At 42.4% G+C, this 20,158-nt stretch carries 16 protein-coding genes and 1 pseudogene; 6 read left to right on the top strand and 11 right to left on the bottom strand.

Features of this window, described 5'->3' with window-relative positions; genetic code table 11:
• Positions 1–92 precede the first annotated feature (92 nt).
• Positions 93–2,747, bottom strand: a complete 2,655-nt coding sequence (locus tag Q0017_RS02165) for a DUF2339 domain-containing protein (protein WP_298142151.1) — start codon at positions 2,745–2,747, stop codon at positions 93–95.
• Between the two features lie 109 nt (positions 2,748–2,856).
• Between Q0017_RS02165 and polA the strand changes: the two genes are divergently transcribed.
• Positions 2,857–5,607, top strand: coding sequence for a DNA polymerase I (gene polA / locus Q0017_RS02160; protein WP_298142149.1), 2,751 nt, complete (start codon positions 2,857–2,859; stop codon positions 5,605–5,607).
• 48 nt (positions 5,608–5,655) lie between these two features.
• Here polA and Q0017_RS02155 read toward each other — a convergent pair whose 3' ends face one another.
• Genes Q0017_RS02155 through ppx form a run of 5 tightly spaced genes read right to left on the bottom strand, consistent with a single transcriptional unit; the run spans position 5,656 to position 10,730 of the window.
• Complete coding sequence (locus Q0017_RS02155; RefSeq protein ID WP_298142147.1) at positions 5,656–6,204, bottom strand: YggT family protein; 549 nt, start codon at positions 6,202–6,204, stop codon at positions 5,656–5,658.
• 24 nt (positions 6,205–6,228) lie between these two features.
• A complete protein-coding gene (gene proC / locus Q0017_RS02150; protein WP_298142145.1) occupies positions 6,229–7,059 on the bottom strand; it encodes a pyrroline-5-carboxylate reductase in 831 nt (276 codons plus the stop codon).
• Positions 7,060–7,071: 12 nt separating this feature from the next.
• Positions 7,072–8,418 carry a tRNA lysidine(34) synthetase TilS gene (gene tilS, locus Q0017_RS02145; protein WP_298142143.1) on the bottom strand — a complete coding sequence of 449 codons (1,347 nt, stop codon included), beginning with the start codon at positions 8,416–8,418 and terminating at the stop codon, positions 7,072–7,074.
• A complete protein-coding gene (locus Q0017_RS02140) occupies positions 8,355–9,176 on the bottom strand; it encodes an acetyl-CoA carboxylase carboxyltransferase subunit alpha (protein ID WP_298142141.1) in 822 nt (273 codons plus the stop codon). Before Q0017_RS02140 ends, tilS begins: the two co-directional genes overlap by 64 nt.
• 33 nt (positions 9,177–9,209) lie before the next feature.
• Positions 9,210–10,730 carry an exopolyphosphatase gene (gene ppx, locus Q0017_RS02135; RefSeq protein ID WP_298142139.1) on the bottom strand — a complete coding sequence of 507 codons (1,521 nt, stop codon included), beginning with the start codon at positions 10,728–10,730 and terminating at the stop codon, positions 9,210–9,212.
• A 264-nt stretch (positions 10,731–10,994) separates the two neighbouring features.
• Here ppx and trxA point away from each other — a divergent pair, with 264 nt between their 5' ends.
• The 3 genes and pseudogenes from trxA to Q0017_RS02120 all read left to right on the top strand — a co-directional run.
• Positions 10,995–11,315: a thioredoxin gene (gene trxA / locus Q0017_RS02130; RefSeq protein WP_297425053.1), complete on the top strand. Its 321-nt coding sequence runs from the start codon at positions 10,995–10,997 to the stop codon at positions 11,313–11,315.
• Between the two features lie 318 nt (positions 11,316–11,633).
• Positions 11,634–12,902 carry a transcription termination factor Rho gene (rho, locus tag Q0017_RS02125; protein ID WP_297425056.1) on the top strand — a complete coding sequence of 423 codons (1,269 nt, stop codon included), beginning with the start codon at positions 11,634–11,636 and terminating at the stop codon, positions 12,900–12,902.
• Positions 12,903–13,323: 421 nt separating this feature from the next.
• Positions 13,324–13,536: pseudogene (locus Q0017_RS02120) on the top strand (hypothetical protein); the annotation flags it as partial.
• A gap of 141 nt (positions 13,537–13,677) precedes the next feature.
• Here the strand turns inward: Q0017_RS02120 and Q0017_RS02115 are convergent.
• The 3 genes from Q0017_RS02115 to pheS all read right to left on the bottom strand — a co-directional run bounded on the left by Q0017_RS02115 (position 13,678) and on the right by pheS (position 17,440).
• Entirely contained in the window at positions 13,678–13,974 is a 297-nt protein-coding gene (locus Q0017_RS02115; RefSeq protein ID WP_067763456.1) for an integration host factor subunit alpha, read from the bottom strand.
• The gene (pheT, locus tag Q0017_RS02110; protein WP_298142137.1) at positions 13,971–16,352 is read right to left on the bottom strand and encodes a phenylalanine--tRNA ligase subunit beta; all 2,382 of its coding nucleotides are present in this window, start codon (positions 16,350–16,352) and stop codon (positions 13,971–13,973) included. Before pheT ends, Q0017_RS02115 begins: the two co-directional genes overlap by 4 nt.
• A gap of 107 nt (positions 16,353–16,459) precedes the next feature.
• Positions 16,460–17,440: a phenylalanine--tRNA ligase subunit alpha gene (gene pheS / locus Q0017_RS02105; protein ID WP_297425070.1), complete on the bottom strand. Its 981-nt coding sequence runs from the start codon at positions 17,438–17,440 to the stop codon at positions 16,460–16,462.
• A 154-nt stretch (positions 17,441–17,594) separates the two neighbouring features.
• On the opposite strand from pheS, the gene Q0017_RS02100 reads away from it, so the two are divergent.
• A complete protein-coding gene (locus tag Q0017_RS02100) occupies positions 17,595–18,590 on the top strand; it encodes a hypothetical protein (RefSeq protein ID WP_298142135.1) in 996 nt (331 codons plus the stop codon).
• A 47-nt stretch (positions 18,591–18,637) separates the two neighbouring features.
• Here the strand turns inward: Q0017_RS02100 and rplT are convergent, their stop codons facing one another.
• Together rplT and rpmI are read right to left on the bottom strand one after the other, a co-directional pair.
• Entirely contained in the window at positions 18,638–18,997 is a 360-nt protein-coding gene (rplT, locus tag Q0017_RS02095; RefSeq protein WP_005095799.1) for a 50S ribosomal protein L20, read from the bottom strand.
• An 11-nt stretch (positions 18,998–19,008) separates the two neighbouring features.
• Positions 19,009–19,203 carry a 50S ribosomal protein L35 gene (gene rpmI, locus Q0017_RS02090; protein ID WP_122900225.1) on the bottom strand — a complete coding sequence of 65 codons (195 nt, stop codon included), beginning with the start codon at positions 19,201–19,203 and terminating at the stop codon, positions 19,009–19,011.
• A gap of 204 nt (positions 19,204–19,407) precedes the next feature.
• On the opposite strand from rpmI, the gene Q0017_RS02085 reads away from it, so the two are divergent.
• Positions 19,408–20,133 carry an energy transducer TonB gene (locus Q0017_RS02085; protein ID WP_298142133.1) on the top strand — a complete coding sequence of 242 codons (726 nt, stop codon included), beginning with the start codon at positions 19,408–19,410 and terminating at the stop codon, positions 20,131–20,133.
• Positions 20,134–20,158: the final 25 nt, after the last annotated feature.

Genomic DNA, 20,158 nt, shown 5'->3' with positions numbered 1-20,158 from the left:
CTGACCCCTGTTGAATACAGAAATCAGTCCTTAGAATCTACCTAACTTGGAGTCCAACTTTTTGGGGTCAGATCATCATGTTGGGCTTTGTGTTATTTAGAATCACTCGGCATCGGAGCAATATAGGCAATAATGAGCATAATCATACCTGCGCCTAGAAATGACAAAACACGGCTTAAAGTACCAATATTGGCCAAATCGAGTAATACCAATTTTAAATTGACCAACACTAAAATACTGCCGCCTAACACCCATATTCCTTTGAATTGACGACGACTGGCAAATTGCATAGTGATTAAAGCCAAGACCGCCCAAAGTAAAGTCAGACTCAGTTGTACGGTTGAATCTTGCCAAATGCCAGTTTCGTTATACGGCGTGCCTAAATACACATGTAAGGCACGTAGCATGATGTAACTACTCAGCCATAAGCCGCCAAGCACACTACATACCCCAACTAGACCTTGCTCTAAACCAGATTTTTGTTGTTGTAGCAACATCCAAATAAAAGCAATCAATACCGCAAGGCTCACCGCATCAAAAGGATTTAAAATCGGCAGAATATAAGCGTTAAAACTGTGCTGCTCAAACAATTGTGAACTGATCATCCACATCGCCATTAGTACCAAAGCGCTTCTAGCTTGCCAAAATTGCTGCCACAATTGACCTTGTTTGGCGCACCACAGCGCAAAACCAAGCGGTAAAATCACTAAACTCACAAATGGCATGTGTGGTAACACACTGCTACTCGCCAAAGCCAAACTGATTAAGGTGGTTAAGCTAATCCATTCACGATCCTGCTCAAGTGCACTCAGCGGTCGCATACAGACTGCAGCAATACACAGCAAAGCTGCGCAGAATAAGCCTTGTTCAAACCCGCTATCCCAAACAATCACGCCCGCTTGCGTATGGGCAAACAGCAACCCAAAAGCATAAGCAAACATAGGCACTAAACCTAGCCATTTGGGTAAAGCCCATGTCCATGTTGCACCGCGATACGCCAATACTTCATTGATGATCAGGTAACCTACACTCAAAATTAAAAGCGTGCTGACACTTTGCAGTGGGCCTGTTAATGCATCGAGCACTAACCACTGTAACAACATTACAGTGACCAACATTAAACCACTGAGCAATAACACATCTAAGCTTTTGAGTTGCTGACGTGCATGTGGTTGCATATTAATAAAAATAATTGCTGCGCTATAACATGCCGCTAAAATCCAATATACAGTACGTGGTACATCGCTTAATTCCACAAAGTAATAGGCAGCCACCCCACCTGCAATTGTCAGCAAAGCCATGGCAATATAACGCCCAATTTCGGACTCACGTTTTAAAGCAATCACCAGTATAGCGATACCTAAAATGGCCCAGCCCATCACGCCCCATTCGGCAGGTAACACAATTGCAGGAATAAAAGCTGCAAAAATTAAGCTCAAAGCTAAATAGCTTTGTTTAATCCAGCCAAGCTGTTGTTGCTGTTTGGCAATCACATATAAAACAGCATATAACGCAGCGTAACCGGCACTTAAACCAGCTTGCATCAGTGTCTGTTCAAAATAAATAAAATATAAACACGCATAAGCCAGCAGTGGTGCACCAAACAACAAGCCTAAATCTAAGCTCGGTTGCAAAGAAAAGCGGTATAAATCTTGCTTACGCAGTAATTGACTAAAACGAAAAGCCAGCCAAATGAACAACAGGCTATGCAACACCACTAAAAGCGCAATCTGATCTTGTTGAGTGTCATTGGCATGCAACAGCACATAGCCACCTGCAACGCCTAAGGTGATTAAAAAACCCACCTGATTGAGCACTTTCCATGGGCGCAATGTGGTGAGTACACCCATTACCACATTGACCACCAAATAGTAACTCAAAAATTCAGTGGCACTGGCATTACGAATAGGCAGGGTAAAAGGCGCAACATAAGCAATCAACATGGCCATGAGTGCCAATTCGCGACTGTTTTGCTTCAGGCTTAAATAAATACTTAAAGCCATGAGTGCTAAAAACAATACACACACCACAGCAAAATTGGCTAGGATTTGATTGTAGTAGCTAAAAAATAAAGTGAAGCACAACGTGGCGATCCCTAAACCCTGTAAGGCCAAGGCAAAGCTACGATTTTTAGCGCTTAAATACACCCCAAAAGCGGTGATGGCAGCAGCAGTGATGGCCACCGCAGCTAATTTTAGATTTAAACTGATTTGCCAATGTTCGGTGGCAAAGCGTAACAACAGCACCACGCCAATCACCAACACTAAAATGGCGCCCTTTAACACCAAATTTCCACCCAATAACCAATCGGTCAAACTATTGGGCAAAGAAGCTTGATATTCAGCCGAAGGCGTATTACTTGTATTCATACTAGCAAAAGGTGCTTCTAGCGCTGTATTGGGAATGTGTTGTGGTAGCTGTTCTAAGCGCTGCTCGATATGCCGTAGCCAACTGAGTAAAAAATAAATCCATAGACTCAAAGCAGCCGCCAATAACCACGACCAAGACATAAACACAGCAAATACCGCCAAAATTGAGGCCAAATATAAAGGAACCCGTGAACGTGCCATGTGCTGTGGCTCGGCTTTGTGTGCCAAAGCATTCACGTACTGCATAATACTGATCACAAATGCAGCGCCACACAACAAACTCACAATGGGATGATCAAGCACAAACCACGAACCAATTCCCACCACGAGCAAGCTTAACAGCCACATCATGCGTTGTTCAGATTGCTGACTCACCATGATTTTATTCTCAAGTGTTTTATTGATAATACATCAGTCGATGGGATGTTGAATGGCATAGTGTTAAAATCAAAGCCAATACTGTTAGTTGCAAAAATTAGGATCTCTCATGCCCCCATTTGTTTTGGTGGATGGCTCATATTTTTTATTTCGTGCCTTTCACGCCCTGCCGCCTTTAACCACATCAACAGGCTTACATACCAATGCGGTACGTGGCGCAATTTCTGCCATTCAAAAATTGATGCGTCGTATCCAACCCAGCCATATGGCGGTGATTTTTGATACCGCAGAACCGACTTTTCGTCATCATTTATCGCCCATGTATAAAGGTGATCGTCCGAGTATGCCAAGCGAGTTGGCCGAGCAAATCCCTTATTTACACGACTTAATTCGTGCTTTAGGGATTCCACTGCATTATTTATCTGGTGCCGAGGCTGACGATATTATTGGCACATTAGCAAAACGTGCCGAAGCTTTAGGACATCAAGTTTTGATCTCCACAGGCGATAAAGACATGGCGCAACTGGTGACTGAAAAAGTCACCTTAGAAGACAGCTTTAAAGAGCGCCCAATGGATGTACAAGGCGTGTTTGATAAATTTGGGGTTTGGCCACATCAAATTATTGATTACTTAACCCTGATGGGCGATGCCTCTGATGGCATTATGGGGGTAGCGGGTATCGGTCAAAAAACCGCAGCCAAGTTACTTACCGAATATGGCTCGATTGGCGGTATTTTAGAAAATGTCGATCACATTAAAGGCAAAGTGGGTCAAAACATTAAAGACGGCGTGGAAGGGATTGCACTCGATCATCAGCTTGCAAGTATTGTCTGCGACCTCGATTTAACTTTTGGTTATGATGATCTTAAAATTCAAGAACCTAATGTCAATGAATTACGTCGTTTATACACCGAACTTGAGTTTCGTAATCAATTACAGTCGCTTGATCATCCTAACAACCCTAACAGCTCGCAATATCAAAAGACGAATCAAGCTTTAGCCATGCAAAGCCCTGAAGCTGTGCAACAAGCCGCAGAAACCAGTCAAGATGACCAATTGGGCCAAGCTAAGTACCATACTGTTTTAAGCCAAGCCGATTGGGATGCCTTATGGGCACGTTTAAATAGCGCAACCCGTTTTGCTTTTGACACCGAAACCACCAGTTTAGATTATCGTATTGCTGAAATTGTCGGCTTTTCGGTGGCGTTTGATGCCCAAGATGCCTATTACGTCCCATTGGCACATGATTATGAAGGCGCACCGGAACAATTAAATCGCGATGTTGTTTTAGCGCACATTAAACCCATTTTAGAAAACCCAAACATTGATAAAATTGGGCATCACCTTAAATACGATGCGCATGTGTTGGAAAATCATGGCATTCATTTACAAGGTTGGTATTTTGATACCATGCTCGCCTCTTATGTCTTAAATTCTGTGGCAACTCGTCATGGTATGGATGATGTGGCGCGCGTGTATTTAAGTCACTTTACCACTACGTTTGAGCAAATTGCCGGTAAAGGTGCCAAGCAAAAAACCTTTAATCAAATTGAACTTGAAGTGGCTGCCGCTTATGCCGCAGAAGATGCTCATGTGACCTATCGTCTATATGAAGTCTTAGATGAAAAGCTCCAAGCTGTACCAGAGCTTAGCCATATTTTACACCACATTGAAATGCCAACCGCGCGCGTACTCACGCTTATGGAAGAAAATGGTATTCAACTGGATTTGGCTTTTCTTGCGCAATTGGGCAATGATTTTGAAGGTGCCATTGCCAGTTTAGAGCAGCAAATCATTGAACTTGCAGGTGAAAGCTTTAATGTCAGCTCACCGAAACAAGTCGGTGAAGTGTTGTTTGAAAAACTGGGACTCAAAGGTGGCAAAAAAACCTCAACCGGTCAATACAGCACCAATGAAAGTATTTTAGAAAAACTAGAGCACCCGATTGCTGAGTTGATTTTAGAATATCGCGGCTTAACCAAGCTCAAAAGCACGTACACCGATGGCTTAATCAAACAAGCCAATGAAAATAGTGCGCGTGTGCATACTAGTTATCATCAAGCCCTCACTGCAACAGGTCGTTTATCCTCAACCGACCCAAACTTGCAAAATATTCCAGTGCGTGAGCAAATTGGGCGTCAAATTCGTAAAGCATTTGTAGCACCACAAGGTCGTGTGTTACTTGCAGCCGATTACTCACAAATTGAATTACGCTTAATGGCACATTTTTCTCAAGATGATGCTTTAGTGGATGCTTTTAATCACAATCAAGACGTGCATCGTCGTACAGCGGCCGAAGTCTTAGGCATTGCGTTAGAAGATGTAACGGGTGATCAACGTCGTCAAGCCAAAGCGGTTAACTTTGGTCTGCTGTATGGTATGTCGGAATTTGGTTTAACTCGTCAGTTGGGCTTTAGTCGTCAAGAATCGCAAGATTATATTAAAAAATACTTCCATCGTTATCCGGGTATTTATGAATATATGCAACGCACCCGTCAAGTGGCGTTAGAGCAAGGCTATATTGAAACCATTAGCGGTCGCCGTTTATATACCCCAGACATCAACGCGCGCAACATGATGGTACGTAAAGCAGCTGAACGCGCTGCCATTAATGCACCCCTACAAGGGTCAGCGGCCGATATTATTAAAATGGCCATGATTGAAGTGGATAAAATCTTACCTCAAGATCAAGCTAAATTATTACTGCAAGTACACGATGAATTGGTATTTGAAGTTGATGCTGAGATTGCCGACCAATTGGCTGAGCAATTGCGTGATGTAATGCAATCGGTGATTCAATTGTCTGTACCGTTAATTGTTGAAGTAGGCAAAGGACTGAATTGGGACGAAGCCCACTAAACTTTAAATAAAAAAAAGGACGCCACGGCGTCCTTTTTTTATCTTGATTTATACAATTGAGCTGAGCATCATTTGTGCAATATACAAGGTAAAAAACGCTAAGATAGGCGACAAATCAATCATTCCCATATTCGGCATAATCTTACGAAACGGCGCAAGCATAGGTTCGGCCAATTCTTGAATCACGTCAATATAAGGCGAACGTGTTTGGCTAAACATTAAAATCCAACTACAAATAATATAAGCAAACAATAAGTACTTTAAGATCGACACTAAGGAATGCAGCATCGACAACACTGTGGTTAAAATAAAGTAGCCTGCCCCACCTGTAGGTTGTGCATTTAAATATTTAAAACCAAATACTTTGAGGAAATACAATAAAACGGTCAGCACTAATGCCGCCAAATTGACACGTCCACCTGCAACTGTTGGCAAAATACGCCCAAATACATCGACAATTTTAGTGGCTTTGGTGGTAGACAGCACCACAGGGTTATAGCTATTTACCCCAGCCAATTGCATTAAAAAGCGGAAGAACAGCAATAAAATCGCAACATTAATAATAATGTCAAAAAATAGCGCAGAGGTTGAACCCATACTTGAATTTTCCTAATCAAAAATTTATTTGCTGCTTTCGCTTAACTCTTGTGCCAGTTCTTGACTACGGCTTTTGGCTGCGGCTAAGGCAGCTTGAATGTTTTGCGAAATTTGCGCATGGTCAAATACTTCAATCGCCGCTTGTGTGGTGCCATTTGGCGAAGTAACATTTTTACGTAATTGTGCTGGGCTATTGGCACTGGTAATTGCCATTTGTGCGGCACCCAATGCTGTTTGTAAGGTTAAAGCCGTTGCAGTTTTTTCATCTAAACCTAAATTTTTACCGGCACGAATCATGCTTTCCATCATGTAAAAGAAATATGCAGGTCCCGAACCTGATACAGCAGTTACTGCATCAATTTGCGACTCAACAGGTACCCAAATGGTTAAACCTGTTGCCGCCAAAATTTGACTGGCTAAATCGCGATCTGCCTGATTCATAGATTCATTGGCAAATAAACCATGCGCACCAATTTGCACCAAAGCTGGTGTATTTGGCATGACACGGACTACACGCTCTGTACCTAACAAATTGGCAATTGTTGCCACTTCTGCACCCGCGACAATAGATACAATCAATTTGCCATCACATAAACCATGTAGTGGTTTTAATACCTGTGACAACACTTGTGGCTTCACTGCAAATACCACCACATCGGCAACTAAAACCGCAGCTGCATTGTCTGTTGTGACTTGCACGCCTTTTTCAGCAAGAAGATCACGTACCCCTTCTACCGGATCAGACACTGTAATACGTGTCGGTGCTAAACCACGAGCAACTAAGCCACCAATTAAGGCTTGTGCCATATTGCCGCCACCAATAAAACTAATATTACAATCTAAAACAGCGCTCATGATCTCTCTTGCTCAAGGGGTAGAAAACAATAATTGAGGTTGCCAGCCATGCTGTTGATTATACTGCGACTCGGCAAGCCAAAATCCTTTGGGGGTAAAGACGCCTAGCATAACATCATCTTTACTTAATATTTGTATCTGATGTCGTTGCCAAGGAAAAATTTGCGCCGCTTGAATGGCTTTTTTCAGTGGCCAATGCCCGACGCGACCATGTAAATGAATCTTCTCGCCGCCTATACGTGGCATGACAGATAAAGGCTGCTCAAGCAAATCCCAACTTAAACCCCACGCCTGTTGCCGAATACAAAATTCACCGGCTGCCAGCTTAATCTTTTGATCTAAAGACACACTCAATTCTTGAGGCACTGGGCTTTGCTGCTGGGCTAAATACTCAGCTTTGCTCACTTTATATAAGACATTCTGATAGCGCAGATAATAAAATCCTGCGTGATGTAAAGCTGAGCGTGCATCGCTTTTTGCGGCAATCACTTCGCTTTGTATACGCTCAACTGTAGCCAAGCTTGGGCGATATGCTGCTTGACCTTTCATCCAATTAGAGAGTAACTGCCGTTGTCTTGGTATAGACAACTCTTGTAATAATTTAAGGTCAAGTTGATGGACATCCCCACAAGACTTTAAATCTTGCTGTGCCAGCTCTGCTAAAATCTCAGCAGCATCTTGCATCAGTAGACTACTGCGGCTGATTGCTTGCTGCATTTGAGGAAAACGTGATTGTAATAACGGCCACAGCGTTTCACGGCACCATGCGCGATCATAATGGGTATCAAAATTGGTGGGATCTTGAATATAGGCAATATGATGTTGCTGCACCCATTGGCTAATCTGCTCACGCGATAGATTTAAAAAAGGGCGCCAAATATTCAAATGTGTTCTTGGATCATGGATGCGCATGGCGCTTAAACCGTCTACACCACTGCCTGAAAACAAATGCAGTAATACCGTTTCGGCTTGATCTTGTTGATGATGAGCCAACACTAAAATTTCATCAGGGGCAATATGCTGCTCAAAAGCCTGATAACGGGCAATACGGGCTTGGTTTTCTAGATTACCGTTTTGTACGTCAACCTCAGCCACCACACAGTTAAGATTGAGTTTTTCACATTCAAGGCGCACAAATTCACCCCAACTGGCACTGTGTTGTTGCAGTTGATGGTTAATGTAAATGGCACGGATTTTTTCAGGAAATAACACAGACATCACATGCAGCAGCAGCATGGAATCCATGCCACCACTACACGCAATTAAGAATTTTACATCAGCACTTGGCCAAGTGTTTAAGAGGCAAGACCTAAGTTGCTGCTGCCAAACTTCATTAAACGTTGGTAACGTGCTTCGCATCGCTCTTCGGCACTCATTGGTTCTAATTCAGCTAAGGCTTGTTTTAACACATCTTTGAGTGCATACATCACTTTTTCTGTGTTTAAATGCGCGCCTTCACCTTCATCGACCACATATTCAACAATCCCAATTTGCTTAAGCTTTTCTGCCGTTAAGGCTAAAGCTTCACTGGCTTGTTCAGCTTTTTCAGCGGTTTTCCATAAAATAGAGGCACAGCCTTCAGGTGAAATCACCGAATAAATACTGTGTGACAACATCACCACACGGTCGGCTACACCAATACCTAAAGCACCACCTGAACCGCCTTCACCCAATACTGTAGCAACCACAGGTACTTTTAAGCTCGACAATTGTGCAAGACTGGTTGCAATTGCTTCTGCTTGACCGCGTTCTTCTGCACCTACACCTGGATATGCACCCATAGTGTCAATAAACGTAAAGACAGGTAAATTAAAACGCTCTGCCATATCCAATAAGCGTTGTGATTTACGGTAGCCTTCAGGGTTACACATACCAAAATTATGTTGCAGTTTTTCACGCGTGCTACGACCACGGTGTTGACCAATCACCATCACAGGTTGACCGTCAAAGCGGGCTAAACCACCAATCATGGCACCATCATCACCAAATAAACGGTCGCCATGCAACGCGTCAAATTCGTCAAAGATTTCACCAACATAATCCAAAAATTGCGGACGCTCCGGATGACGTGCAATTTGAACAGTTGTCCATGCTTTAGATACAGCTTTATTTTTCATAGGTCGACCATTATCCCTTAATTAACCCGTTCGTTAATCGATAAATTGTTCCGACTGAATATTCAATTCAATATCCCAATGCTTAAATTGCACTTGTTCATCGTGTAACTCGGCAACGAGCAGAGGCCATTGTTTGGCATCACCAGAAACGCTAAGTTGCCATTGTTGCGCATTGATGACGTTTAATTCAATGGCAGGAAGCATCTCATCACTACGACTATGATTGAGCAAAACGGACAAGCGTAGCAACAAACATAAGTACATCAAGCGTTGACCACCAACGCGCAAAACATCCAATTTGGCATCAAGTCGTAACTTACGACGATGATACGCCACTAAATGTGACAGGTAGTTTTGGTCAATTTGCGAGAAGCCTGCAATGTCAGAATGTTGTAACAGATAAGCACTGTGACGATGATAACCACTATGACTAATCGCAAGTCCAATTTCGTGTAAATAGGCGGCGCGACGCAGTAAATCACTATCATCCACGTTTAATTTCAACGCATCAGCGACATGCTCAAATAAGTTTTGTGCTGTGGCCACCACACGTTCTGCTTGCTTAGGATCAGCGTTATAACGCCCCATTAAGGCGTGCACAGAACGGTCACGGATATCTTCATGTTGAAAACGACCCAACAGATCGTACATTACGCCTTCACGCAAAGCACCATCTGAATAAACCAATTTATCAATATTAAGCACATCAAATACTGCGTACAAAATGGCAACACCGGCTGGCAAAACTGCTCGACGGTCTTCTTTTAAGCCCTCAAATTCCACATCAGAGACATGTTTATATTTGAGCATTTTATCTTTAAGTTTGTCTAAGCCTTCACGGGTGAGCTCTTCTTTTTCGTTGCTCCAGCCCATGTTCACGCAAATCTGACGACAGGCTTTAATGGTGCCGCTTGAACCAACGACTGTGTCCCAACCAGCTTCTTTATAAGTATTAACTAAACCTGACACTTCTTTACGCGCAGCAGTAATCGCTCGCTCAAAGGCTTTAACGCTAATTTCGCCATCTGCAAAATAGGCTTTAGTAAATGCCACACAGCCCATTTGCACAGATTCGGTATGAATCGGTTCAAACTCTTCACCAATAATCAGTTCGGTTGATCCACCACCAATATCAATCACCAAACGGCGACCGCTATTTTCCATACTATGTGACACACCTAAATAAATTAAGCGCGCTTCTTCACGACCGGCAATAATCTCAATCGGTTTGGGTAAAATTTCTGCGGCTTTTTGAATAAATTCGTGTCCGTTTTTGGCTTGGCGTAAAGCATTGGTCGCCACAATACGCAAGCGATTGGCTTGTACTGAGCTTAAACGTCCAACAAAACGCGCCAAACATGCCAGACCACGCTGCTGCGCGGCTTCGGTTAGATTTTTATTTTCATCAAGACCGGCTGCCAATTGCACTTTTTCTGACATCGAGGCAACTTTTTTGACTTCGCCATGATCTACACGCGCAATTGCCAAATGGAAGCTGTTTGAACCCATATCAATGGCAGCAAGCAACTCTTCATCAATCAAAAAATCAGACATTATTTAAACAAATCCTTGCACAATTGCGCCTAGATTAATTCACCTATCGGCAATTTAAAAGGCATTTATGCATTGATCTTGCTAACTTTAGCTTTTTTCTCCTGATGTGACAATTGTGTTACACGATAGCGACTATCGTGATCATCTATTAGACAAATTCTCAAGAAAACGGCAAAATCGTCATATTCCCCTACATTGTTATAGGCGGCTATGTAATACTAATAATTATAGAGCTGTCTTAAAAACTCATCTGGAGCCAAATCCATGTCTATCGTAAACACTACTGAAGCGACTTTCGCAGCTGATGTTTTAGAATCTGAACTTCCTGTTCTTGTAGACTTCTGGGCAGGCTGGTGTGCGCCATGTAAAGCGATTGCACCGGTACTTGAAGTCCTTGCAAGCGAATACGAAGGTAAAGTCAACATCGTAAAAGTTGATGTGACTCAATTACAATCCGTTGCTGCGGACTACAATATTCGTAACATCCCTGCATTATTGATGTTTAAAAATGGTGAAGTGGTTGCCACTCAAGTGGGCGCTGCACCAAAATCTAAATTAGCGGCGTTTATTGAAGACAACATCTAATTGGATGTCATCAGCCCGATCATACGCTGAGACCACTCAGCGTATTTTTTTGCACTAAAATTGACAAAAACCCGTTTGTCTTCTATATTAGCTATTCAAGAAATCAAGGATGTCAATCCTGTCATTTTCTTACAAGACACAACACATAACATGCCACTCGGCAACAGCAATTGTTTTTACACAATTCTGAAATGATCGTTCCAAATTTTGAATTGTTGCTTTACAAAACAATGACGTGCATCTCTTGTCCGTTTGCGCCCGTATGTTGCTTCCTTTCTTACACTTTATCCCAGAATCTTACATTCTATCTGACCACCTATGAATTTAACAGAACTCAAGAAAAAACCGATTGGCGAACTGATCAAGATTGCCGAATTTATGGGCCTTGAAGGAATGGCACGTAATCGCAAGCAAGACATTATCTTTGCGATTTTAAAGCGCCACGCTATGAATGGGGAAGAAATCTTTGGTGACGGCGTTCTCGAAATTCTGTCAGATGGTTTCGGCTTTTTACGTTCAGCAGCAGGCTCTTATCTTGCCGGCCCAGATGACATCTACGTCAGCCCGTCACAAATTCGTCGTTTTAACTTACGCACAGGCGACACCATCACCGGTACCATTCGTCCGCCCAAAGAAGGTGAACGTTATTTCGCTTTACTCAAAGTCAACCAAATTAACTACGACACGCCTGAAAACTCGCGTAACAAGATTTTATTTGAAAACTTAACGCCATTGTTCCCAACTGAACAGTTGATCATGGAACTTGGTAACGGCACCACTGAAGATTTAACCGCGCGTGTAGTAGATTTAGTGGCCCCAATTGGTAAAGGTCAGCGTTCTATTATTGTTGCCCCACCAAAAGCCGGTAAAACCATGTTGTTACAAAACATCGCGCAATCGATTGTTCGTAATAACCCTGAAGTTATTCTAATTGTGTTGCTTATTGATGAGCGACCTGAAGAAGTGACTGAAATGGAACGTACTGTTCGTGGTGAAGTCGTGGCTTCTACTTTTGATGAATCCCCTGCTCGTCACGTTCAAGTGGCTGAAATGGTGATTGAAAAAGCCAAGCGTTTGGTTGAACACAAAAAAGACGTAGTGATCTTACTCGACTCGATTACTCGTCTTGCACGTGCCTACAACACCGTGATTCCATCATCAGGTAAAGTCCTAACCGGTGGTGTGGACGCACACGCTTTAGAGCGTCCAAAACGTTTCTTTGGTGCAGCACGTAATATTGAAGAAGGTGGCTCACTGACCATTATCTCGACTGCCCTGATTGAAACAGGCAGCAAGATGGATGAAGTGATTTACGAAGAATTTAAAGGTACAGGTAACCAAGAAATTACCCTTGATCGCCGTATTGCCGAAAAGCGTGTCTTCCCTGCCATGAACATTAAAAAGTCAGGTACACGTCGTGAGGAGCGTTTAATGTCTGAAGATAATCTGCGTAAAGTTTGGATTTTACGTAAATTACTACATACTCAAGATGAACTTGTGGCCATGGAATTCTTGCTTGATCGTATGAAAGAAACCAAGACTAATGATGATTTCTTCGATCAAATGAAGCGTAAAGCCAGCAACTAATTTTGCACAAAAAATTCTGATTTAAAGCAGAGGCTGTCTACAATGACAGCCTTTTGTTTGGGTTGACAAAAGTTACACAACGACACAATTCATGTTGGTTTTTGTAAACTTATTTTCAAAATTTTAATCAATTCAAAGACAAGCTAAAAAAACCGAAGTTTTTTAACTAGTTATTTGTTATTTCTCCAATATAAACCTTCGCCTTGATTGTTATTTTCTGTTAAAAAATCAGCGATTCTTTACGTTTTTGTGGCTTTTTTTCACATTGCCTAGTGGTATTTCAAAAAGCGCAGTGATAGCATATTCGCATACCCGTTAGACTGCTCCTGCCTTGTTAAACCTAATAAAAAATTAGGCGAAATAACAGCACACAACAGGCTAACCCAGGTCTTTTTTTATCTCATATTTAGAGAGTGATGCCATGTTATTCAAAAAAATCGCTATTGCTGCTGCAGTTGCTACTACTTTAGCTTTCGTTGGTTGTGCTAAAAAAACTGAAGAAGCTGCTGCTGACGCTAACGCTGCTGCATCTGAAGCTGTTGTAGCTGCATCTGAAGCGACTGCTGCTGCTGAAGCTGCATCTGTTGCTGCTCCTGCATCTGAAGCTGCTGTTGCTGCATCTGAAGCTGCTGCTGTAGCTGTTGACGCTGCTGTTGAAGCGACTGCTGCTGCTTCTGAAGCTGCTGCTCAATAATCTAAACTTTAGATTATTTGAAAAAAAGAGAGCCCTTTGGCTCTCTTTTTTATTGTCTAAAATTTAATAAAAAAGAGCAGATCAATCGATCTGCTCTGTACCTACGCGTTGACGGAACTTTTGTCCGGCACGGAAAGTCACCACGCGGCGTGCAGAAATCGGAATTTCTTCACCCGTTTTCGGATTTCGACCTGGACGCTGACGTTTATCACGTAGCTCGAAGTTGCCAAAACCCGAAAGTTTAACTTGTTCCCCAGAGATCAGCGCTTGGCTGATCTCATCGAAAAATAACTCAACCATTTGTTTCGCTTCACGACGATTTAAACTCGTGAGCTCACTTAAATGATCAGCCATTTCTGCTTTTGTTAATGCTGTCATGAAGCCCTCAATGTCGCTTGGTAAGTGTCTTGCAACACTTGTAGGATATTATCCATACCTGATTTAATTTCAGCATCTTCGAGTGTACGACTTGGATGCTGCCATAAAATAGCAAATGCCAATGAGCGTTTGCCGTCTTCCACACCTTGTCCAGTATACACATCGAATAACCAAGTTGAGTCTAGTAACTCGCCGCCAGTTTTTTCGATAAGTTGCTGAATTTCGCTAACATTAATCTTATCACTAATTAAAAGCGCAATATCACGTCGAACAGATGGAAAACGTGATAATTCTGTAAAATTAGATACATAAGTTTGCAAAACAGCCGCTTGATCAAGTTCAGCGACCCAAGTCATGCCTAAATCAAGCTCAGATTCTAAAGACGGATGCAAACGACCTAAGTAACCGATTGACTGACCATTGACCATAATCTCGGCAGATTGACCCGGATGTAACCAGCTACGCTCTGAACGAACATAATCTGCTTTGACACGCGCTGCTGCCAATAGCTCTTCAATGTCGCCTTTAAAGTCAAAGAAATCCATTGGCTGTGGTTTACCATGCCAAGATTCTTGAGTTTTGGCACCCACTGCAATTAAAGCTAAGGTTGGGATTTGTTTTAAATCATGAATACTGTTTGCATCTTGATAATCAAAACGTAAACCTAATTCAAAGAAACGTACACGGCTTTGTTGGCGGTTAATGTTATGCTGCACACAAGGAATTAAGCTTGATAACAACGTCGAGCGCATCACCGCTAAATCGCTTGAAATTGGGTTTGCCAATGCCAATGGATTGACCGCAGGATTGAGTTGCTTCTCAAGTTTTAAATCAGCAAAGCTAAAACTAATGGCTTCTTGGTAGCCAAGCGTTACCGCAGTTTGACGTAACTGAGACAATTCAAATTGATCTTGATATTTGGCCAATTGAGCATCAATCACAGGTAAGCTGATTTGAATGTTGTCGTAACCGTGAATACGCGCCACTTCTTCAATCAAATCTTGGTAAATCGCCATGTCATAACGATGTGATGGCGGTACAACTGACCATTGACCTTGTGCGATCACGTCTACATCACAACCAAGGCGTGTGAGTGCATCAGTAATAAAGTCAGAAGCCACTTCATAACCTAACAATTGATCCACTTGAGCTTGATTGAGTTCAATTGCATCGCGTGTAGGTAACACGTTTAGGTTTTCTGCTACAGTGATTGGACCAAACTCACCGCCTGCCAACTCAGAAATTAACTGTGAAGCACGGTGCATCGCCAGCATTGGCAATTCAAAATCTACACCGCGTTCATAGCGCTGTGATGCATCGGTATGTAAACCAAAGCTGCGCGCACGACCGGCAATCGCAAGTGGTGCAAAGAATGCGGATTCTAAGAAAATTTCAGTGGTTGCATCAATCACAGATGATGACAAGCCACCCATGATCCCCGCAATTGCTAAAACTTTTTCATCATCAGCAATCACCATCACATTGTCTTGCAACTCAACTTCTTGCTCGTTAAGTAAAACAAGCTTTTCACCGGTTGTGGCTTGACGTACATGCACAGCACCTTGCACTTGACCCGCATCAAAAGCATGTAATGGCTGACCAAGTTCCATTAACACGTAGTTGGTAATATCTACCAAAATACTGTGCTGACGAATACCTGAACGTGCTAAAGCACGCTCCATCCAGACTGGTGTTGGTGCTTTGGTATTGACGTTTTTGATCACACGACCTAAATAACGTGGGCAACCTTCTGTTGACACTACAACTTGCTTTTCGTCGCTGATGGTTGCTGCAACTTCTTTGATGTCAGGTGCTGTTACTGCCAATTGGTTAATCACGCCAATCTCGCGTGCGATACCGCGAATGCTAAAGCAGTCACCACGGTTTGGGGTGATACTGATGTCAATCACGTTGTCATCAAGCTGCAAGTATTCACGGATATTAACACCTACAGGTGCATCTTCAGGCAGCTCTAACAGACCATCAATTTTATCTTCTAAATCAATTTCAGATGCGCCACACAGCATGCCTTGTGATTCAATACCACGTAGCTTGCCTTTTTTGATTTTAAAGTCGCCCGGTAAAACAGCACCAATGGTCGCAACTGGCGCTTTCATGCCTACGCGTACGTTGGGTGCACCACATACAATTTGTAGTGGCTCAGCAGCACCAATGTTCACAGTCGTTACACGTAAACGATCTGCATCTGGATGTTGTTCAACCGTTAAGACTTCACCCACCACTACACCAGTAAAGGCTTTGGCAGCAGCAGATAAATCATCAACTTCTAAACCCAACATGGTCAGTTGATCAGACAATTTATCGCTATCAATGGCTGGGTTGACCCACGTACGTAACCAATTTTCGCTAATTTTCATTAAAATAAAACCTGTAATTTGAATCTTTAGAATCCCCCTCAAACTCCAATCAAGGAGTAGCCCTCCTGTATAAGCTAAGAGGTTAAGAGAGGATTAAATAAAAAGTTTTAAGCAAACTGGCGTAAGAAACGCACATCGTTTTGGTAGAACATACGTAAGTCATTAATGCCATAACGTAACATTGCAAAACGTTCAACCCCTAAACCAAAGGCAAAACCTGTATATTTCTCAGGATCAATACCTGCAGAACGCAGTACGTTTGGATGCACCATACCGCAACCTAATACTTCTAACCATTTGCCACGTTCATCCATAATATCTACTTCAGCACTTGGCTCAGTAAATGGGAAATAAGATGGGCGGAAACGTACTTTTAAATCTTTTTCAAAAAATTCATTTAAAAGATTCACCAATAAACCTTTAAGTTCTGCAAAGCTCGTTTTTTCAGCAACATACAAACCTTCGATTTGATGGAACATCGGTGAGTGAGTTTGATCTGAGTCACAACGATACACACGCCCCGGACACACAATGCGAATTGGTGGCTGCTGGGTTTCCATGGTACGAATCTGTACGCCCGAAGTATGGGTACGTAACAAATGATTGACGTCAAAATAGAATGTATCGTGCATGGCACGTGCAGGGTGATGCCCCGGAATATTCAATGCTTCAAAGTTATGATAGTCATCTTCAACTTCAGGACCTGTTGCAACAGAAAAGCCCGCTTTGGTAAAAAATTGGCAAATACGTTCTTGGACTTGAGTAACCGGATGAATACTGCCAACGCTTTGACCACGGCCCGGCAGGCTAATATCAATGGTTTCGCTAGCAAGTTTGGCTGCTAAAGCAGCTTGTTGTAATGCAGTTTGACGCTCAGTTAAAGCGGCATTGATTGCTTCACGTACAGCATGAATTTGGGCACCAAACTCTTTACGCTGTTCAGGATCCATTTTGCCTAAAGACTTTGATTGCTCGGCAAGTTGGCTCTTCTTGCCGGTAAATTGCACTCGTACTTGATCGAGTGTAGCAAGGTCCTCTGCTGCTGCGATGGCAGCAAGCGCTTCAGTAGTCAGGGCTTCCAGTGACATAGTAACTCTCAAAGCAACATTTAGAAATATAATTAAAACCTGTCATTCTAACAGTTTTTCGCTATTTTTATGAAGCGTGTCTTTAACGAAAATTTAATTGCTAGGTGCTTTTGACAAAGGCTAAGATAAATACAAATTTCAACAGAGTGATGGCATGGCGCTAGACCCTATTTGGCAACAGCAATTGACCTTAGTGAGCTATGGCAATCAATATCTTGCTCAAGACTTAAATTTAAGTCGTTGGCTTAATCACGCGATTTTTGCGCAACATGCCTTTTTCTTTCGGGATTTAAACTCACAGCAATTGTTGGCACAGCATTTTCAAATTTGGCTTGAGGGATTAAAAGCCCAAGGTGTGACACGCTTAAGCTTGCATTGCTCCAGTTTATTGCGCAATGAAAAAAATCCCAACCCCAATATTGAGCTGATTCCTTATGCACATTTTATTGTCAGCCATAGCCCAAAAGCCAAACATGCTTGGCTATGTGGTCGTGAACTTGCTGCCTGGTATCAATCCGAGCAAGACTACGAAGCGCCAATTGGACAAGAGATAGTAAACCGCGTAGAAACTTTATGGCGTTATGAACTTAACAGCAAACTGGCTAAACACATCGCTGCTGATTTACAACGCCCCAATTGGGACGAAATCGAGCAATTTTTACAAACAGAATTGTTTAACCACCTATTGGCTCAAGATTTTACGGTGCCGCATATAAGCATGGCTTACTACGGCATTCCAGATCCGCAAGATCAAAGTGATTATCTGGCTTTACTTCCAAGCGAGGTGCAGGCAGATTATGCGCATGAGCGCTTACATCAGTTAGATGCGCTGACGCAACATATCGCAAAACTCAGAAAATTGGCACAGCAGCAAGGCGCTCAAGATTGGTCTGCAGAACAACATCTGCAATATAAACACTTTGCCGAAAAAATTGAGGATTTACACGCTAAATTTATTGTGAAAGTCGCCAATCACCATGCGACTGCTCGCTTAAATCATCAAAGTGCGCAAACACCATTAGATAGCGCTATAGATGAAAAACTCGATTTTCCAACAGCATCAAGCAAGAAAGTCGGTGCAACACATGTGATTAAACTGATTTTAATGACTGCCCTGATTTGTGCAGCTGCATATTATTTTGGATTTTAAACAAAAAAAAGACCGCAAAAGCGGTCTTTTTTTCAAGTCATAAAGACTTATGCAGCCAATGCATCTTTCGCTTTTTGAGCGATAGCAGCAAACGCAACAGCGTCATGCATAGCGATGTCAGCAAGTACACGACGGTCGATGATCACTTGAGCTTTTTTCAAGCCAGAGATCATACGGCTGTACGATAAACCATTTTGACGAGCACCAGCATTGATACGCGCAATCCATAAAGCACGGAATTGACGTTTCTTTTGACGGCGGTCACGGTAAGCATATTGACCAGCTTTGATTACCGCTTGGAACGCTACGCGGTAAACGCGTGAGCGAGCACCGTAGTAACCTTTAGCGCGAGCAAGAATTTTTTTGTGACGGCGATGAGCCTGTACACCACGTTTTACACGAGCCATTTATAATCTCCTTAGATGTACGGGCACATAGCGCGAACTGCTGCAACGTCACTTACGTGAACCATTACACAGCCGCGTAATTGACGAATACGCTTAGCAGATTTTTTGGTCAAAATGTGGCGTTTGAACGCTTGTTTACGCTTAAAACCGTTTGCAGTCGCTTTGAAGCGTTTAGCTGCACCACGGCGGGTTTTCATCTTAGGCATAACAACCTCTTTTGAACACCTGTTCGGAACGTCTGCACCATTGCAAAAACGACCTGCAGGTAAGGGAGCCGATATTCTAAAGCATCTTTGTCTAAAACAAAAGCATTGTTACTTAATATAAAATGATCTTTTTACTTGCGAGCCACATGGTTTTTGGAAATACTTGAACGCATTATTTTTACCCATTTCATTAAAATATTGGTTATGAAAGCAATTATCGCTGTAGCACTGTTTAGTTTACCCTTTTGCCTTGCTCATAGTGAGCCAGTCAAAACCCAACAATTAACCCCACAAACCCTAGCTGCCCTGCCCGCTCATCTCACCACACGTATTGATTGGCAGAAATTTCCGAAGCCACATTATCAAAACCAAGACTTAAATCGGCAAGATCGTAGCGCAATTGTACGTGTTTATGCTGATGAAACAGGTAAAGTGACCAAAGCTAGTATCCAAGAAAGTAGTGGGGTCAAAAAAATTGATCAGGCACTGCTTACAGCCGTATCAAGCGCGCAAGTCAAACCGCATCAGGTTCAAGACACCACCTTACCTATTATTGGCTATCAAGTCTTTAACTTGAAATATCAACATGATGATCAAAAAATTTGCCAATACCAATTTAATTCTAAAGTATGGCAGGCACAGCAACAGGGTCAAAAAGCTACTTTTACTTATCAACAACAACCCGTTTTGGCTTTAACAGAAGATGATTTAAATCAGCATACACGTCGTGTGGCTTTTGAATTAAAAGTGAACAAAAAAGGCGATGTGAAAAAAGTTAAAATTAACAAAGGCTCAGGCATATATAACCTTGATCAACAGGTGAAAAACGCAGCACAATCGGTACGGTTGAACGTACCGCGTAAATATTGGCTGTATAAACCAAAGACCTTAAAAGATGAAATTGTCTTTAAGTTAAATCATTGCTTATAAAACTAATCCTATAGTGACAGCATGT

It is taken from the genome of uncultured Acinetobacter sp., assembly GCF_947624825.1.
Taxonomy (GTDB): Bacteria; Pseudomonadota; Gammaproteobacteria; order Pseudomonadales; family Moraxellaceae; genus Acinetobacter.
This window is presented reverse-complemented; position numbering and strand designations above follow the sequence as displayed.

Coding starts and splice junctions, on each gene's coding strand:
- Q0017_RS02165 (WP_298142151.1), bottom strand. CDS start 2,747: ATGGTGAGTCAGCAATCTGAACAACGCATGATGTGGCTGTTAAGCTTG.
- polA (WP_298142149.1), top strand. CDS start 2,857: ATGCCCCCATTTGTTTTGGTGGATGGCTCATATTTTTTATTTCGTGCC.
- Q0017_RS02155 (WP_298142147.1), bottom strand. CDS start 6,204: ATGGGTTCAACCTCTGCGCTATTTTTTGACATTATTATTAATGTTGCG.
- proC (WP_298142145.1), bottom strand. CDS start 7,059: ATGAGCGCTGTTTTAGATTGTAATATTAGTTTTATTGGTGGCGGCAAT.
- tilS (WP_298142143.1), bottom strand. CDS start 8,418: ATGCGAAGCACGTTACCAACGTTTAATGAAGTTTGGCAGCAGCAACTT.
- Q0017_RS02140 (WP_298142141.1), bottom strand. CDS start 9,176: ATGAAAAATAAAGCTGTATCTAAAGCATGGACAACTGTTCAAATTGCA.
- ppx (WP_298142139.1), bottom strand. CDS start 10,730: ATGTCTGATTTTTTGATTGATGAAGAGTTGCTTGCTGCCATTGATATG.
- trxA (WP_297425053.1), top strand. CDS start 10,995: ATGTCTATCGTAAACACTACTGAAGCGACTTTCGCAGCTGATGTTTTA.
- rho (WP_297425056.1), top strand. CDS start 11,634: ATGAATTTAACAGAACTCAAGAAAAAACCGATTGGCGAACTGATCAAG.
- Q0017_RS02115 (WP_067763456.1), bottom strand. CDS start 13,974: ATGACAGCATTAACAAAAGCAGAAATGGCTGATCATTTAAGTGAGCTC.
- pheT (WP_298142137.1), bottom strand. CDS start 16,352: ATGAAAATTAGCGAAAATTGGTTACGTACGTGGGTCAACCCAGCCATT.
- pheS (WP_297425070.1), bottom strand. CDS start 17,440: ATGTCACTGGAAGCCCTGACTACTGAAGCGCTTGCTGCCATCGCAGCA.
- Q0017_RS02100 (WP_298142135.1), top strand. CDS start 17,595: ATGGCGCTAGACCCTATTTGGCAACAGCAATTGACCTTAGTGAGCTAT.
- rplT (WP_005095799.1), bottom strand. CDS start 18,997: ATGGCTCGTGTAAAACGTGGTGTACAGGCTCATCGCCGTCACAAAAAA.
- rpmI (WP_122900225.1), bottom strand. CDS start 19,203: ATGCCTAAGATGAAAACCCGCCGTGGTGCAGCTAAACGCTTCAAAGCG.
- Q0017_RS02085 (WP_298142133.1), top strand. CDS start 19,408: ATGAAAGCAATTATCGCTGTAGCACTGTTTAGTTTACCCTTTTGCCTT.